17 protein-coding genes and 1 other annotated feature are annotated in these 15890 nt (G+C 27.7%); of the genes, 15 read left to right on the top strand and 2 right to left on the bottom strand.

Annotation, left to right across the window (positions count from 1 at the left end):
* The 6 genes from Q3304_RS12335 to Q3304_RS12310 all read left to right on the top strand — a co-directional run bounded on the left by Q3304_RS12335 (position 1) and on the right by Q3304_RS12310 (position 6425).
* On the top strand, positions 1–486 hold the full coding sequence (locus tag Q3304_RS12335; RefSeq protein ID WP_054271262.1) for a YjiG family protein: 486 nt from the start codon (positions 1–3) through the stop codon (positions 484–486).
* 62 nt (positions 487–548) lie between these two features.
* On the top strand, positions 549–1670 hold the full coding sequence (locus tag Q3304_RS12330; protein WP_407813644.1) for a M20 peptidase aminoacylase family protein: 1122 nt from the start codon (positions 549–551) through the stop codon (positions 1668–1670).
* Positions 1671–1946: 276 nt separating this feature from the next.
* Entirely contained in the window at positions 1947–3137 is a 1191-nt protein-coding gene (locus Q3304_RS12325) for a MalY/PatB family protein (protein ID WP_407813646.1), read from the top strand.
* Positions 3138–3248: 111 nt separating this feature from the next.
* Positions 3249–3504, top strand: a binding site (T-box leader).
* Positions 3505–3562: 58 nt separating this feature from the next.
* Positions 3563–4564: an aspartate--ammonia ligase gene (asnA, locus tag Q3304_RS12320; protein WP_407813648.1), complete on the top strand. Its 1002-nt coding sequence runs from the start codon at positions 3563–3565 to the stop codon at positions 4562–4564.
* Between the two features lie 159 nt (positions 4565–4723).
* Positions 4724–5056, top strand: a complete 333-nt coding sequence (locus Q3304_RS12315; protein WP_407813650.1) for a YkvA family protein — start codon at positions 4724–4726, stop codon at positions 5054–5056.
* Positions 5057–5216: 160 nt separating this feature from the next.
* Positions 5217–6425, top strand: a complete 1209-nt coding sequence (locus tag Q3304_RS12310) for a dicarboxylate/amino acid:cation symporter (protein WP_054277304.1) — start codon at positions 5217–5219, stop codon at positions 6423–6425.
* 84 nt (positions 6426–6509) lie between these two features.
* Here Q3304_RS12310 and Q3304_RS12305 read toward each other — a convergent pair whose 3' ends face one another.
* Complete coding sequence (locus Q3304_RS12305) at positions 6510–7586, bottom strand: histidinol-phosphate transaminase (RefSeq protein WP_219673148.1); 1077 nt, start codon at positions 7584–7586, stop codon at positions 6510–6512.
* Between the two features lie 228 nt (positions 7587–7814).
* Here Q3304_RS12305 and hpt point away from each other — a divergent pair, with 228 nt between their 5' ends.
* The 5 genes from hpt to Q3304_RS12280 all read left to right on the top strand — a co-directional run bounded on the left by hpt (position 7815) and on the right by Q3304_RS12280 (position 11315).
* Positions 7815–8342: a hypoxanthine phosphoribosyltransferase gene (hpt, locus tag Q3304_RS12300; RefSeq protein ID WP_044213776.1), complete on the top strand. Its 528-nt coding sequence runs from the start codon at positions 7815–7817 to the stop codon at positions 8340–8342.
* Between the two features lie 89 nt (positions 8343–8431).
* On the top strand, positions 8432–9364 hold the full coding sequence (locus Q3304_RS12295) for a phosphatase PAP2 family protein (RefSeq protein ID WP_407813653.1): 933 nt from the start codon (positions 8432–8434) through the stop codon (positions 9362–9364).
* 59 nt (positions 9365–9423) lie between these two features.
* Entirely contained in the window at positions 9424–10650 is a 1227-nt protein-coding gene (locus Q3304_RS12290) for an NAD(P)/FAD-dependent oxidoreductase (protein WP_074178528.1), read from the top strand.
* A gap of 83 nt (positions 10651–10733) precedes the next feature.
* Entirely contained in the window at positions 10734–10955 is a 222-nt protein-coding gene (locus Q3304_RS12285; RefSeq protein ID WP_003416009.1) for an alpha/beta-type small acid-soluble spore protein, read from the top strand.
* A gap of 189 nt (positions 10956–11144) precedes the next feature.
* Positions 11145–11315, top strand: coding sequence for a hypothetical protein (locus Q3304_RS12280; protein WP_003416012.1), 171 nt, complete (start codon positions 11145–11147; stop codon positions 11313–11315).
* A gap of 92 nt (positions 11316–11407) precedes the next feature.
* Here Q3304_RS12280 and Q3304_RS12275 read toward each other — a convergent pair whose 3' ends face one another.
* Positions 11408–11869, bottom strand: coding sequence for a hypothetical protein (locus tag Q3304_RS12275; protein ID WP_054271253.1), 462 nt, complete (start codon positions 11867–11869; stop codon positions 11408–11410).
* Positions 11870–12060: 191 nt separating this feature from the next.
* On the opposite strand from Q3304_RS12275, the gene Q3304_RS12270 reads away from it, so the two are divergent.
* From Q3304_RS12270 to pduL, 4 genes are all read left to right on the top strand, one after another.
* Positions 12061–12522, top strand: coding sequence for a hypothetical protein (locus Q3304_RS12270; protein ID WP_054271252.1), 462 nt, complete (start codon positions 12061–12063; stop codon positions 12520–12522).
* A 42-nt stretch (positions 12523–12564) separates the two neighbouring features.
* Entirely contained in the window at positions 12565–14328 is a 1764-nt protein-coding gene (locus Q3304_RS12265) for a GAF domain-containing SpoIIE family protein phosphatase (protein ID WP_407813655.1), read from the top strand.
* Positions 14329–14335: 7 nt separating this feature from the next.
* Positions 14336–14944 carry a flavodoxin family protein gene (locus tag Q3304_RS12260; RefSeq protein ID WP_054277298.1) on the top strand — a complete coding sequence of 203 codons (609 nt, stop codon included), beginning with the start codon at positions 14336–14338 and terminating at the stop codon, positions 14942–14944.
* 72 nt (positions 14945–15016) lie between these two features.
* Positions 15017–15586: a phosphate propanoyltransferase gene (pduL, locus tag Q3304_RS12255; protein WP_021385571.1), complete on the top strand. Its 570-nt coding sequence runs from the start codon at positions 15017–15019 to the stop codon at positions 15584–15586.
* Positions 15587–15890 lie beyond the last annotated feature (304 nt).

Genomic DNA, 15890 nt, shown 5'->3' with positions numbered 1-15890 from the left:
ATGAGTGAAGTAGCAAAAAAAGAAGTAAGGGCTAAAAAAGGGAATGTGATAGACGCATTTATTGGAGGAGCTAGAAATGGATTTCAAATAAGCACAAATTCAATGGCTCCAAATGTTATCTTTGGTTTTGCTATAATTTCTATATTTAATTTAACAGGTCTTTTGGATGTGATAGGAACAATATTTACACCTGTAATGAGCATATTTGGACTTCCAGGTGTTGCAGCAACTGCAATAATGACAATATTTATATCAATGGGAGGAGCATCTGGAGTAATAGCAGGTCTATTTACAGCAGGTCAGATAAGCCAAGCACATGTTGCAATTCTTTTACCAATGTTATTGCTTTCAGGTGCTCAGATACAATTTATGGGTAGACTTTTAGGAACTGCTGAATTAAAGACAAAATATTATCCACATATGTTTGTGATAGCAACTTTAAATGGTTGTATTGCAATGCTTATAATGAATTATTTCGTAGTATAGGTAAGTATAATAAAAGTTTTATATAAATATAAGGTTTACATTTTAAGGAGGAGTTTTATACTATGGAAACTAATAAAGATTATATTGAGTACGTACATAGGGTGTATGATTATTTACATACTATACCAGAAAAAGGGTTTGAAGAATATAAGACATCTGAGTTTGTTTTAAAGGAACTTGAAAAAATGGGTTTTGAAGATATTAATAAAGGCATTGCAGGAACTGGTATTATAGTAACTATAGATTCTAAAAAAGAAGGACCAGTATTTGCTATAAGGGCAGACATGGATGCGTTGGAATTTATAATAGATGGAGAAAAGAAAATGATACATGCTTGTGGGCATGATGGTCACACTTCCATGCTTTTAACAGCTGCAAAACTAATAAGAGAAAGAAATCTAGTAAAGAGAGGTACTTTAAAAATACTTTTTCAACCAGGAGAAGAAAAACTATATGGTGCATTAAGAGTAATTGATTCTGGCTTATTGGATGATGTGGAAGAAATGGTAGGTATGCATTTAAGACCTGGTCAAGATTGTAGACTTGGAAAGGCAATACCTGCAATGTATCATTGTGCTAGTTGCATAATGGAGTTTATGATTAAAGGTGTTACTTGTCATGGGTCTAAACCACACTTAGGAGTAAATGCAGTAGATGCTGTTTGTTTGGCAGTGAGTGCAATAAATGCAATAAGAGTAAATCCAGCTGTATCAAACTCCATAAAAGTGACAAATATATCAGTTAAAGGAGAAACATATAATAATATACCAGATGAAGCATTTATGGCTTTAGATATAAGAGCAGAAAGTAATGAGATAATAGAAGAATTAAAAGAAAAAGCAATACATGCTGTAAAAACTGCTGCAAATTCTATAAATGCAGAAGCTGTGTTACTTTCAAAGGATGGAGTGCCAGCAGCAGAGTTTGATGAAAGGCTTGTGAAATTGGCTGAAGAAACTATAAAAGATGTATTGGGAGAAGATGCGTCTATAGGTATATTTAAGAATTCTGGTGGAGAGGATTTTCACTACTACACACAAAAACTAAAATGTAAAACTACATATATTGGATTGGGAGCTGATGCTACACCAGGATTTCACAATCCAAATGTGACATTTGATACAAAAGCTTTGGAATATGGAGTTGATATATGGTGTAGATTAGTTGAAAAGAGATTGGGGTAATATCTAAACTAATGATTCTACATTTACAAATTTAGAAGTTATAGAAAAGATTGCTTATGTCAGTTGAAATATAATTAATATAAGCAATCTTATTTTGATATATTGAAACTATTTTTACAACATTGAAAAAAACTATAACCATAAAAACAAGTATATTTTAAATCTATTGGACAAAAAAGTGTTACTATTATAATATGTAGAATTGTAAAATAACACCAAATTACATCCAGTTATATACTAAATAATTATAAAATTTGTATTTTTAGGAGGGGTAAAATGAGTAAATATAATTTTGACCAAGTAATAGATAGAGTAGGGACAGATTGTGTAAAATGGGATTTTAGAACTAATTGTTCACCAAAAGCACAAAAAGATGGTTTACCTTTTTGGATTGCAGATATGGATTTTGAATGTGCAGAGCCAATAATAGAAGCATTACATAAAAAAGTTGACCATAAAATATTTGGATATAGTTCTAATGATAGTGAAGAATACTTTAATGCAGTTTGTAGCTGGTACAAAAGAAGATTTAACTGGGAAATAAATAGAGAAAATATTGTATTTAGTCCAGGAGTTGTACCAGCTGTTGCTATTTTAGTAAGAATATTAACTGATTCTAATGAAGGTGTAATAGTTCAAAAACCAGTGTATTACCCATTTGAAGCAAAGATAAAAAGTAATAATAGAGAAGTTGTAAACAATCCTCTGATATATGAGAATGGCACATATAGAATGGATTATGCTGATTTAGAAGAAAAGGCTAAGTGTAGCAATAATAAAGTACTTATACTTTGTAGCCCTCACAATCCAGTTGGTAGAGTATGGAGAGAATATGAATTAAAAAAAGTTGTAGAAATATGTAAAAAATATGACTTATGGATAATAGCTGATGAAATACATTCTGATTTAATTAGAAAAGGATTTAAACATACTCCTTTACAATCATTATGCCCAGAGTACAAAGATAAAATAGTTACATGTATAGCACCAAGTAAAACGTTTAATCTAGCTGGAATGCAATTATCTAATATAATAGTGAATAACAATGATTTAAAAAAGAAATATCAAGAAGAGGTCACAGCTGTTGGAGTTGGAACTTCACCAAATCCTTTTGCTATTGTAGCTACTATAGCAGCATATAATGAAAGTGAAGATTGGGTTAATGAATTGAATGAATATTTAGATAATAATATAAGATTTATTGATGAATACTTAAAAGAAAATTTACCAAAAGTAAAACTTGTTTATCCAGAAGGAACGTATTTAGCATGGTTAGATTTTACTGCCTATGGATTAAATGAAATAGAACTTGAAGATTTAATGTTTAAGAAAGCTAATGTATTATTTGATGAAGGCTATATATTTGGAAAACAAGGAATAGGATTTGAAAGAATAAATGTAGCATGCCCACAGTCTTTATTAAAAGAATGTATGGATAGATTAAAGGCTACATTTGAAAATTTATAGGATGCATAGAAATAAAAAATATTAAACTTGACAAATTTTAACTAATCACTTATCATACTATTATGAATAAATAGAAAACATAAGAGAGTTAAATTTTATTAGATTAAATTCTTAAAGACTTTGAAAGGAAGAGTAGTTATAGAATGTAGTTAAAGCGAGTTGGTGATGGTGTGAGACCAATATGAAGTCTATAATGAAGAACATCCTGGAGTTGCTAACCGAAATTTTAAAATAGTAGGCTTAGTCGGAACCAAACCGTTATCATATTGGGATGTATCGAGTAATATCTGTACATTATGAGCTGGGTTTAAATTTATTTTAAACTAATCAGGGTGGTACCGCGGAAAGATAACCTTTCGTCCCTTTTATATAGGGATGAAAGGTTTTTTTAATGGAAAAATATATAAATATAGGGAGTGAATAATATGAGTACAATAATACCAAAGGATTATAACAGTAGTTTGAATGTAATTGATACACAAGTAGCTATAAAAAAATTAAAAGATTTTTTTGAAATGAGATTGAGTAATGAACTAAATCTAATAAGAGTTTCTTCTCCATTATTTGTATTGCCTGAAACTGGTGCAAATGATAATTTAAATGGAGAAAAGGCTGTAAGTTTTGATATACCATTTATGAATAAAAATGCAGAAATTGTTCAATCACTTGCAAAATGGAAGAGATTAGCCCTTAAAAAATATGGTTTTGAAGTTGGCAGTGGTTTATATACAGATATGAATGCGATAAGAAAAAATGAAGAATTAGATAACATACATTCTCTTTATGTAGACCAATGGGATTGGGAATTGGTAATAGATAAAAGTAGTAGAAATGAAAATACTTTAAAAGATGTTGTAGAAAGACTATATGGAGTATTTAAGGATACTGAGATATTTGTATGTAGCATGTATGAAGGCATAAAAGAAATCTTACCAGAAGAAATAACTTTTATAACATCACAAGAGTTAGAAGATATGTATCCAGAATTATCTCCAAAGGAAAGAGAAGATAAAATTGTAAAAGATAAGAAAGCTGTATTTATAACTCAAATAGGAAAGACGCTAACATCAGGAGAAAAACATGATGGAAGAAGCCCTGATTATGATGATTGGGAATTAAATGGAGATATACTATTTTATAACCCTGTTTTAGATTCTGCATTAGAGCTATCTTCAATGGGAATTAGAGTTGATGAAGAATCTCTTGATAGACAACTTAAACTTGCTGGATGTGAAGATAGAAAAGAGTTTGATTATCATAAGATGCTTTTAAATGGTGAACTTCCATATACAATTGGTGGAGGTATTGGTCAGTCAAGAATATGTATGTATTTCTTACAAAAGGCTCATATAGGAGAAGTACAGGTTGGAGTATGGCCACAAGATATGATTAAAAATTGTAGTAGTGCAGGAATTGAATTGTTATAATTTGAATATATACTAGTTGATAAAATTTATATATAATATACTCATCAAATTAATTATATCGGTTATAATGTAGAATAACCTATAATTATAAGAGGTGATAAATATGGAATTTCTAAAAAGAATGGTTAATATAATTTTAGATTTTTTAAAAAAATTTTAGTGAGATTTAAAAAGGCTAAATTTGGTTTGCTTTTTATATTTGATTTACTTAAACTACCTGATTTTATGACGGATAAAAGAATCAATATAGTCTATAAAGTAAAAGTAGTTTCCGTTTTAATTTTTACTATATCTTACTTTGTATCTGGAGTTGATATAATTCCTGAGATGCTTACTGGAGCATTTGGATTTATAGATGATATTATAGTATTAATTTGGAGCATAGGTATTGTGAATGAAGAAATTAATAGATATAGAAATATAACAAAAGAAGATAAACATTCAAATATAATTGAAAATGTAGAATTTTCTATAAAAGATGAAGAAGAATAACAATTTATATATGTTATTCTTTTTTTTATTAACAAAAAATGGCTAAATTGTTGACGGAGAGGTAAAACTCTATTATCATAATAAGTGGATATCCAATATTTAACTAAGTATTCAATGTACAAGAATGCTTAATTTAAAAAATTATGGAGGGTAAAATATTATGAAGAAGAAAATAGGTTTAGTGCCCAAGCTAATCATCGGTATCATAGTCGGTATTTTAATCGGAAGTTATGCACCAGAAATAATAGTACAAATACTAGTAACAGTTAGTACATTATTCTCAGCATTCTTAAAGTTTGTAATACCATTTATAATTATAGGGTTTGTAACAGCAGGTATAGCAGATTTAGCAACAGGTGCAGGAAAATTATTAGGAATAACTACAGCAATAGCATATGGTTCTACTCTAATTGCAGGATTATTATCATTTGCAGTATCTATGCTAATTTTCCCAAATTTTATTGATGCAAGTGTAGCAGGACAAATTGGAGACCCAGAAGCAGGAATGTTAGCTCCAATCTTTACAATTCCATTAGAGCCTATGGTAGATGTAACAGCAGCAATTGTGTTTGCATTTGTAATGGGACTTGGAATATCAGCTTTAAGAAATCATGGAAAAGGAGAAGTCTTATTTAAATTCTTCCAAGAATTCCAAGAAATTGTAACGAAAACGTTGTCAACAGTAATTATACCTTTATTACCTTTATACATAGCAGGGACTTTCGCAAATATAACTATAGCAGGACAAGTATGGACAATATTAGGTGTATTCTGGAAAGTTTACTTAGTGGTAATACCTTTACATTTTGTATATATGGCATGTCAATTTACCGCAGCAGGAGCATTTTCAGGAAAAAATCCAGTAAGAATGTTAAAAAATCAAGTACCTGGATATTTAACAGCTATAGGTACTCAATCTTCAGCAGCAACTATACCAGTTAATGTTGGTTGTGCAGAAAAAAATGGAGTAAGTAAGCAAATCAGAGAATTTGTTGTGCCTCTTTGTGCAACAATACATTTATCAGGTAGTATGATATCAATAACAGGGTTTACAACAGCAGTTTTAATGATGAATGGTATGCCACATGGAATAGGTGTATTATTCCCTTATATTGCAATGTTAGGTATAGCAATGGTTGCAGCACCAGGGGCACCAGGTGGGGCTATAATGAGTGCACTTCCTTTCTTACCAATGGTTGGAATACCATCAGATGGAGGTCTTGCAAGTTTAATGATAGCTTTATACTTAACTCAAGACAGTTTTGGTACAGCATGTAATGTATCAGGAGATAATGCAATAGCAGCAGTTGTAGATAAAATAAATGATGGAATGAGTAAAAAAGGAAACAAAGAAGAGCAAAGTGCTTAATTTGTTAATAAATAAAAATGAGTTATCTCAAATAGAGATAACTCATTTTTTATACTTATAGAATTATATAATAAAGTAATTTTTCTATTTGAAAATTGATTTAAGAGATGATATTAATAATTTATTTTCATTAGGTTTTAATATACATACCCTGAAGAAATATTCATCTAGCCCATCAAATGAATAACAATCTCTTATTATTATTTTTTGTGGAATTAGTTTATCACGAAGAGCTTTAGCAGTAAATTCCTTTGTTTTAATTTTACATAATATAAAATTACCTTTAGTATCATATACGTTTAAATTCTTTATGTTTTTAAGTTCCTTAAGTAAATAATCTCTTTCAGTATTCATTAAAGAAATCGTACTTGATATAAAATTCAAATCACTAAACATGATTTCTCCCATTTTGGAAGCGATTATATTTATATTCCATAAATCTAGGTTTTTATTTATTTCATTTTTAACCTTAATGTCAGATATAAGACCATATCCAAGTCTTATACCAGGTGTAGAAAAAAACTTTGATGTACCCCTTATAACAAATAAATTAGAATAATCATCAACTAACTGAGTACAAGAATATATGTTTGTATCAGTAAATTCTACATAAGTCTCATCAATCATTAAAAAAGAATCTGTGTTTTTTAAAATTTCTCTTACTTGTATTTTAGTAAATGCAAATCCAGTAGGATTACTAGGGTTGCAGATGATAACCAAATCATAATTTTTAGCGTTAATAGTTTCTATAAGATTTTCTAAATTTATGTTAAAATTATCTTCTTCTTTGGCGAAGTATTTATCTATAGAACAATTAACTTTAGATAGCTCTTTTTCATACTCTGAATATGCAGGGGAAAGTAAAAGAGCTTGTTTAGGGTTGATTGTATGTATGAATGATGAGATTAATTCTGTAGCTCCACTTCCAAGGACTATATTATCTATAGAACATTTGCAGTAACTTGATATAGAAGTTTTTAAGTCTATGTAATCAGGGTCAGGATACATAGATACCATATCTATATTGTTTACAATGTATTGTTTGGCTAAACTTGATGTACCAAAAGGATTTATATTTGAACTAAAATCCATAAATTCTTCTTTTGAAAAGCCATACTTACTAGATAAACTATATAAATTAGCTCCATGATTTGTGCTCATAAAAGTACCTCCAAAAATAAAATTATATAATTGATAAAAATAACTGATTAATACATGTACATATAGATTATAATACAAAGGAATGTTTATTCCAAATTTTTAAGATAAAAAGCAAAAAAGTATGGATAAGCTATTACTTTACGTTTAAAAATGATGAAAAATATTTTAATTGATATTTTGGTATGCTATAATATATAGGTTAATAGATGGAAAGCGGGAGGGTACAAGATGTACAAAATTACAGGAAAAATGTTGACAGAAGAACAAATAAAAGAAAAAGTTTATGAATTAGGAAAAAAAATAGAAGAAGATTTTAAAGGTGAAGATTTACTAGTAGTAGGTATCCTTAAAGGAGCTAGTGTATTTGTTTCAGATTTAATAAGATGTATAGACTTAGATGTAAATATAGATTTTATGAGCGTTACAAGCTATGGTAGTTCAACAGAATCTTCTGGAACAGTTAAAATATTAAAAGATTTAGATGTAGACATTGAAGGAAAAAATGTATTAATTGTAGAGGATATAATAGACTCTGGATTGACATTAAGTAACCTAGTCGCAGCTTTGAAGACTAGAAGCCCAAAATGCCTAAAGCTATGTACTTTACTTGATAAACCTCAAAGAAGAAAAGCTAATATACCTGTAGACTATGTGGGATTTGTTATTGAAGATAAATTTATTGTTGGATATGGAATAGATTATGCTGAGAAGTATAGAAATTTACCTTATATAGGTATAGTTGAGGATGTAGAATAAGACTTAAATGTGAATTAAAAGCACTAATCTCTAAGGGATTTAGTGCTTTTTAATTAAGTATATAAAATATTAGTAAAGGAGACCTCTATATGGATATTCAATTAAGTATATTATTATTTTTCCAAAATTTAAGAAATCCAATTTTGAACTTTATATTTCTTGTATTCACAATAAGTACAGAAGCACCACTATTAATATTAATTACAACAATCATTTACTGGTGTATAAATAAAAAATGTGGGCAGAAAATATTGTTTGCTATAATTGGAAATTTTGTTGTGAATTTAGGAATCAAAGAATTTGTAAAAGCTCCTAGACCAATAGGAATAAAAGGTCTTGAGTCACTGAGAGTTTCTACTGCTGGTGGTTACTCTTTTCCAAGTGCTCATACTCAAACTGCAACTACATTTTGGGTTAGTATTATGACTATATTTAAAAAGAGATACATTCATTTAATAGGTGCATTAATGGTATTAGGTGTTGGTTTATCTAGACTATATTTGGCAGTTCATTGGCCTATAGATGTAATAGCTGGGTGGACCTTAGGTATATTTTTTACAGTTATATTTGTAAAAATATTTGACTATATTGACGATAGTAAAAATTATATTTTTCTTGTGGCTTTACTTATACCATTTGTTATAATAGCTATATTTTTAAATAGCCCTGACTATTTTGAAAAATTTGGTATCATAGTAGGGTTTATATTTGGATATATAGTTGAAGATAAATTTGTTAGATTTAATACAGACAATAATAACAAAAAAATTAATTTTAGTAGTAAAAATAAAAATAGTAAAAATATAATATTTTCAAGAATATGTAGGTTTTTGGTTGGGATAGTAACAATAGGCATGTTATATATGGGGATTAAAGTATTTATTTCAATGTTAATTGTTACTTTAAATCTAAGTGATTCTAATATGAGTATAATTTTTATGAACTTTATTAAGAATACTGTAGTTGTTTTTTATGGTGTGGCAGGAGCTCCTGCATTATTTAAACTTTTGAAGCTAAATTAAGCTAAACTACTTTATTAATAGTTTAACTTAAAAAATTAAGGGAAGAAAAGAGTGATTATTTGAAGAAGGTAGTAGTAATAGGTGGAGGACCAGCAGGGATGATAGCAGCATCAACTGCATGTGAAAGAGGATTTGATGTAACATTAATTGAGAAAAATCATAAATTAGGTAAAAAACTTGCAATAACAGGAAAAGGTAGATGTAATATAACTAATGCTTGTGATATAGAAGAATTAATAGAAAATGTTCCTACAAATGGAAAATTTTTATATAGTGCTTTTTATACTTTTACAAATGATGATGTAATAAGCATGTTTAATAACCTTGGTGTAAAAACTAAAACAGAAAGAGGAAAAAGAGTATTCCCAGAAAGTGATAAAGCATTTGATGTTGTAAAGGCTCTTGAAAAACAACTCAAAAACAAAAAAGTAGATATATTATTAAATTCGAAAGTGGAAAAAATAATATCTAAAAATAATAAAATTGAAAAAGTAGTTTTATCCAATAAAAAAGAAATTAAGTGTGACTCGGTTATAGTAGCAACTGGAGGATTAAGTTATCCACTTACTGGTTCTACTGGTGATGGATATAAATTTGCTGCTTCACAAGGTCACACCATTGTAGATACAAAACCATCTTTAATTGGTATTGAAGTGCAAGAAGGCTTTATAAAAGATTTGGAAAAGTTATCATTAAGAAATGTTGAGATAAAAGTATTTAATAGCAAACAAAAGAAAGTTTACAGTGATTTTGGAGAACTTGAATTTACTAAGTTTGGCTTAGATGGACCTATAATTAAGTCTGCAAGTTGTAGAATGAAAGATACAACTAAAGAAAATTACACTATATTCTTAGATTTAAAACCAGCACTAGATGAAGAAAAGTTGGATAAAAGAGTTCAAAAAGATTTTGCAAAGTATACAAATAAAAAATTTGAAAAAGCATTGGATGATTTACTTCCAAAAAAACTTATACCTATAATAATAGATTTGAGTGAGATTAATCCAGATACAGTTGTTCACCAAATTTCTAGAGAACAGAGAAAACACTTAGTGCATTTACTAAAGAATTTAAAGTTTACTGTAAAAAGATACAGACCTATTGATGAAGCTATAATAACTTCTGGTGGTGTAAAAGTAAATGAGATAAATGCGAGTACAATGGAGTCAAAACTAATAGAAGGTCTATTTTTTGCTGGAGAGATAATAGATATAGATGCATATACAGGAGGATTCAATTTACAAATAGCTTTTTCTACTGGATATTTGGCAGGTTTTAATTGCTAAAAATTACCTGAATTAAAAATGTTTAAAATCACATAATATTATCAGCAACACAAAATAAATTAAACAGAAGGAAGGTAATCAACATGGCAAGTAACAATAACAACAACAGAACAGTAGTACCAGGAGCAAAAGAGGCTTTAAACCAAATGAAATTAGAAATAGCTAACGAACTTGGTATGAGTAATTATCAACAAGTTGATAAAGGAAACCTTACTGCAAGAGAAAATGGTTATGTAGGTGGATACATGACTAAAAAATTAGTTGAAATGGCTGAACAACAAATGGCTGGAAAAAGCAACAGATAGTTAATAAATAATTATTTATAACTATTAGGCTATTAGTTTAGCTAAAGCTATCTCAAATATAGAAAGTAATTTCTAAATTGAGATAGCTTTTTTTTATTAAATTTTACACAGGTGCATTTTTATGTAATAAATTTTAGGAATTTGGATAAAATAATACAAACGAATATGTTACATAAGGAGTGATGTAAAATGAGTAGTGTAAATTTTGAGGATTTAAAAAACAAATTTATTAATAGTGATTTAGATGAAAAAATAAGAATATACACAACAACAGAAGGTTTATCAGTAGAACAATTTAAAGAGCTATTAAAATATTATCCAATACAACATTTATCTAAATTAGAAAAAGCTCTTGGATAATAATCTTTAATTAAAAAATTAAAAAGGCAATTTATTTAATATTAAAATAATTCTTATTAAATAAATTGCCTTTTTATAATAGCTTTATATTATCATACTTTTGATATATAATTGTAGATTCTCTCATTTCCAAGCTCAATAGACCCAGTATTAATTAGAGTAACGATTCCTTCTATATCCTTAGGAGTTAAGTATTTATATGGAATCAATAAATTATAACCTGTATCATTTAGTAAATTTTTTAATTGGATTATTTGAGAGATATTGAAACACTTTACAGTCTTAGTAGATTTTTTTCTAGAGTTAGATAAATTTTCATTTTGTATTTTTATCAAAGTTTCTATATAGTCTATATAAGATAACTTAAAGTCGTATTCCTTAATTATTTTTTCATCAAGTATACTACTAATGAAACCTTGAGATAATATATTATCTGCAAATTTATCTGCCGTTAATTTACCAGATGTTATACCTTTTTGGTATTTTCTAAGTATTTTTTTAGTGTAGCAGTATATTTTATTTCTTGTTTCTAAATCAAGTTGTTCTATTTGCACACAACCACTTCCTTTTAATTGTAAAAATATTTATTTTTAAAAATCTATACTTAGTCTATAAAGTTTAACTAACTTATTTACAATAAATACTAAATTATAAAATATTTGTTATTTTTTATTATTACCAAGTATAAAAAATATTATAATTGTAAAACTTACAAATATATGTAAAATATTTAGGAGTGATGAAAATGTTAAATGGGATAATAAAGCTTTTTTATTCTGAAATTGTAAAAACAAAGATTAATAATTTAGATTCAAGTGGATATTCTTTAAGAGATGAATGTAAAGAAATCAGAAATATAACTTTAAAAATAGACAGTGTATTTTTTAAACTTTTAAAGTTAGTTTTTGGTTCAATATTACTTATGGTAGCTTTTAATTTAAACTTGATTTTGGGTATGGGTGTATTTTTAGTAGGTGTAGTTTATATTTTATATAAAAGAAATATGGAAGAACAAGTAAAAGAGCATATAAATAATGTAAAGAACAATATAGACATATCTAAAATTACTTTTATGGATGAAAAAGGAAGAACAGGTCTAAATGCATTAATTACATTGCTTCTTATAGGGTTATTGACAGGATTTAACTGGATATTAGTTGCTAGTTTTGTCGTTGTTTTTGTTTTTACTATGAAGAATGTATGTTAAAATACTAATAAATAGTTTAATATATAGGGGGAGAAATTGAGTATGACTAATGGCAGTTATAAAATGAAGAATTTAGTGGAGATATCCGCTATGGTGACGGAATCTACAGATTTTTTTAATATAAAAGATGACATAATAGAAAAGATGTTAGAGGTTGTTCACCCTACAAAGGCATGTGTAAATCTATTCTATAAAAATGATTCTAAACATGCCTACTTAGTATGTTCACAAACCTTAGAATATGTACCTCAAATTTTTCCAATTAATAGTCTTAAAGGTGCAAAAATTGATTTTGACACATATCCAGAATATATACATGAAGCTGTAAATGAAAAGAAGATAATATATGTAAAAAATGTATTTGAAGATTCTAGAGCTGAAGGTGAAAGAGATTTAGCAAAATCTGAAGGTTATATTGGGAGAATAGTTTTTCCTTTTATAATAAACAATTTAGTTGTTGGATTTATGACTTGTTTTTTAAAAGAGGAGGATTATTTAACAGAACAAGATATAGACTTTATATCTTCTGTTGCATCACTTCTGAGTTTATCAATAGAAATAACTAATAAAAATAATAATGTACAAATTTTAATTGACAAGTTAAGAGGTTCGATAAGTGCTATAAATGAAGCCACTAAAAAATTATACCTTAATAAGAGTATAGATGGATTTTTAGAAAATTTAAGTAAACAAGCTTGCAACATTACTAATAGTAAAGAAGCTTTAATAATTATAACTGGCCATGATAATAAGGATAAAATATTTAGCTGTTATAATACTGAGCAAAAAAAGAAAACTAATTTATACCCTATGCTTGACACATTTTTGAAGAAAGAGTCATTAGGAGGATATCTAAATAACTTAAAACCATGTTCAAAAAAAGGAATAAACTTGGAAAGTTATATATATTATAAACTTCAGGATAAGAATGAGACTATAGGATGTATAGTTTGTGCAAATAGCAAAAACTATACTAGTGATGATTTAAATATTCTTAGTATATTATCCAAACAAGTTTCTGTTGGGATGCAATTATATGAGCATAATGAAAAAGAAGTAAAACATAAGGTTCTTGAAAATGAGTTGAATATATTAAATAAACAGCAACAACTTATTATGGACAAAGGAAAAATGGATTGTAATGAAGATAAAGAACTGTATTTTTATCATAAACCAGCGAGAGTAGTAGGAGGAGATTTTTATTATGCCACAAAAGTAGATGATGAACATATAGTCTATATTGTTGCTGATGTAATGGGACATGGAATGGTATCAAATTATGTTGTTGCGATGATAAAAGGTGCTTTTAAAGTCTTATGTAATCAATATAATACATCAAGAGAAATAATGACACATTTAAATAGCATGTTATATGATGAGTTTGATAAAATGGGTGTATTTACAACGTGTTTGATAGGTATTATAGATACTAAAGAAAATATTATCACAATATCTAATGCTGGTCATTATAGCCCTGTATTTGTGAAGAAGAATGGGACCATAGAAAATAATTTGAATTGTAAAAAGGGGATACCTATTGGAATAATGGAAGATGCTACCTATGAAAATAATACTCTTTCAATGGAAGATTATGCAATGGTATGTATGTATACTGACGGAATTTTAGAGATAAAAAATACGTCAAAAGAAGAATATGGTATAAATAGATTAGAAAACTTTCTAAAAGAAAACTTTAGATTAAATCAGCAGTTAATAGTAGAAAATTTAAAATTAGATTTAAAGAATTTCTCATCAAAAGATAATTATGATGATGATATTTTAATAGTTATGTTAAAGGATAGGTAGATTGATTATGGATTTAAATGATAAAAAAGAACTTAAAAGTCCAGAGATTATTATAATAAATGGAAGCCCAAGAAATAATAAAAATTGCAGTTTTATAGCAAATGAAGTGAAGGTTAAGTTAGAAGAGAGTGGATTGAGTAGCAAAATATTTAATATATATGATATGGATATTGAATATTGTACAGCATGTGGATTTTGTGAAAAAACAGGTTTTTGTAAGTTTAATGATGACATGAAACCATTATATAAAATGTTTGATGAGTCAAAAGGAACTATAGTCATAAGCCCTGTACATTTTGATTCAATCTCAGCTAAATTAAAAACTGTTGTTGATAGAACTCAAGCTATATATGCAAGTAAATATGTGTTAAAGAAGCCTTCAATTGATAGGAATAAGAAGCGTGTTGGTATGTATATTGCAGTAGGAGGTAGTAAGTCCTATGATTCACAATTTAAAGGTGGACAGATTGTCATGGATTTTTTCTTTAAGAGTATAAATACTAAACTTTTACACAATATATATTTAAATAATACAGACAATATACCCTATATGGATAATCAAGAATTTAAAGATATAATATATAAAAATTTAAAGATATATATTGATTTAATATAATTTGATTTTGTAGGTAATATTATGTATAATTGTATTGCAATAATTTAAAATAATTAAAAGGAGGGAATTTCAATGAAATTACCAATAGCATTATCTAATAAACATGTTCATTTAAGTCAAGCTGATATAGACGTATTATTTGGGGCAGGTCATGAATTAACTAAATTTAAACCATTATCTCAACCAGGACAATATGCCTGTGAAGAAAAAGTAGATTTAGTAGGCCCAAAAGGAACTTTAAAAGGAGTTAGAGTATTAGGACCAGCTAGAGCTCATACTCAAGTTGAAATATCTTTAGCAGATGGTTTCCCATTAGGAGTAAAAGCACCAATAAAAGAATCTGGTGATATAGCTGGAACTCCAGGTGTTAAATTAGTAGGACCTGCTGGAGAAGTAGAAATGAAAGAAGGAGTTATAGTTGCTTCTAGACATATACATATGAGCAATGAAGACGCTGCTAAATTTGGTGTAGCTGATAAGCAAATAGTAAAAGTTAAAACTTCTGGACCAAGAGCATTAGTATTTGAAAATGTATTAGTAAGAGCTAGTGATAGCTTCAATCTAGAAATGCATGTTGATATGGAAGAAGGAAATGCAGCGGGTGTTAAAAATGGAGAGTTAGTAGAATTAATAGTTGACTAATATTATAAATGAAGTTTATGCTAGTGGATGTTCTATTTGCTAGCATATTTTTTTAAATGTAATAAATTTCTATCTGATAAGTTTAATCTATTAGATTAATTTATAAAATAAAGGGGTATTATGAAAAATATAATAAAAACTTACAAAAATATGATGTAATATGGTAAAATTATATATATAAAAATTTACATATAATAAAGATAAATATTTTGACTTTGTACTAATATATACAAATAGATGAAAAAGTTTGAAAAATCTAACTTAATTTATTATATATTGTATACAAAATTATGAAAAAAACTTA

Source organism: Clostridioides sp. GD02377 (assembly GCF_045899875.1).
In the GTDB taxonomy this organism is placed as follows: Bacteria; Bacillota; Clostridia; order Peptostreptococcales; family Peptostreptococcaceae; genus Clostridioides; species Clostridioides difficile_A.
This window is presented reverse-complemented; position numbering and strand designations above follow the sequence as displayed.

What these genes read in the sequence shown, in the direction of transcription:
- Q3304_RS12325 (WP_407813646.1), top strand. Translation starts at nt 1,947, where the DNA reads ATGAGTAAATATAATTTTGACCAAGTAATAGATAGAGTAGGGACAGAT.
- Q3304_RS12270 (WP_054271252.1), top strand. Translation starts at nt 12,061, where the DNA reads ATGTTAAATGGGATAATAAAGCTTTTTTATTCTGAAATTGTAAAAACA.
- Q3304_RS12330 (WP_407813644.1), top strand. Translation starts at nt 549, where the DNA reads ATGGAAACTAATAAAGATTATATTGAGTACGTACATAGGGTGTATGAT.
- Q3304_RS12260 (WP_054277298.1), top strand. Translation starts at nt 14,336, where the DNA reads ATGGATTTAAATGATAAAAAAGAACTTAAAAGTCCAGAGATTATTATA.
- Q3304_RS12280 (WP_003416012.1), top strand. Translation starts at nt 11,145, where the DNA reads ATGAGTAGTGTAAATTTTGAGGATTTAAAAAACAAATTTATTAATAGT.
- asnA (WP_407813648.1), top strand. Translation starts at nt 3,563, where the DNA reads ATGAGTACAATAATACCAAAGGATTATAACAGTAGTTTGAATGTAATT.
- Q3304_RS12335 (WP_054271262.1), top strand. Translation starts at nt 1, where the DNA reads ATGAGTGAAGTAGCAAAAAAAGAAGTAAGGGCTAAAAAAGGGAATGTG.
- pduL (WP_021385571.1), top strand. Translation starts at nt 15,017, where the DNA reads ATGAAATTACCAATAGCATTATCTAATAAACATGTTCATTTAAGTCAA.
- Q3304_RS12265 (WP_407813655.1), top strand. Translation starts at nt 12,565, where the DNA reads ATGACTAATGGCAGTTATAAAATGAAGAATTTAGTGGAGATATCCGCT.
- Q3304_RS12285 (WP_003416009.1), top strand. Translation starts at nt 10,734, where the DNA reads ATGGCAAGTAACAATAACAACAACAGAACAGTAGTACCAGGAGCAAAA.
- Q3304_RS12305 (WP_219673148.1), bottom strand. Translation starts at nt 7,586, where the DNA reads ATGAGCACAAATCATGGAGCTAATTTATATAGTTTATCTAGTAAGTAT.
- Q3304_RS12295 (WP_407813653.1), top strand. Translation starts at nt 8,432, where the DNA reads ATGGATATTCAATTAAGTATATTATTATTTTTCCAAAATTTAAGAAAT.
- Q3304_RS12310 (WP_054277304.1), top strand. Translation starts at nt 5,217, where the DNA reads ATGAAGAAGAAAATAGGTTTAGTGCCCAAGCTAATCATCGGTATCATA.
- hpt (WP_044213776.1), top strand. Translation starts at nt 7,815, where the DNA reads ATGTACAAAATTACAGGAAAAATGTTGACAGAAGAACAAATAAAAGAA.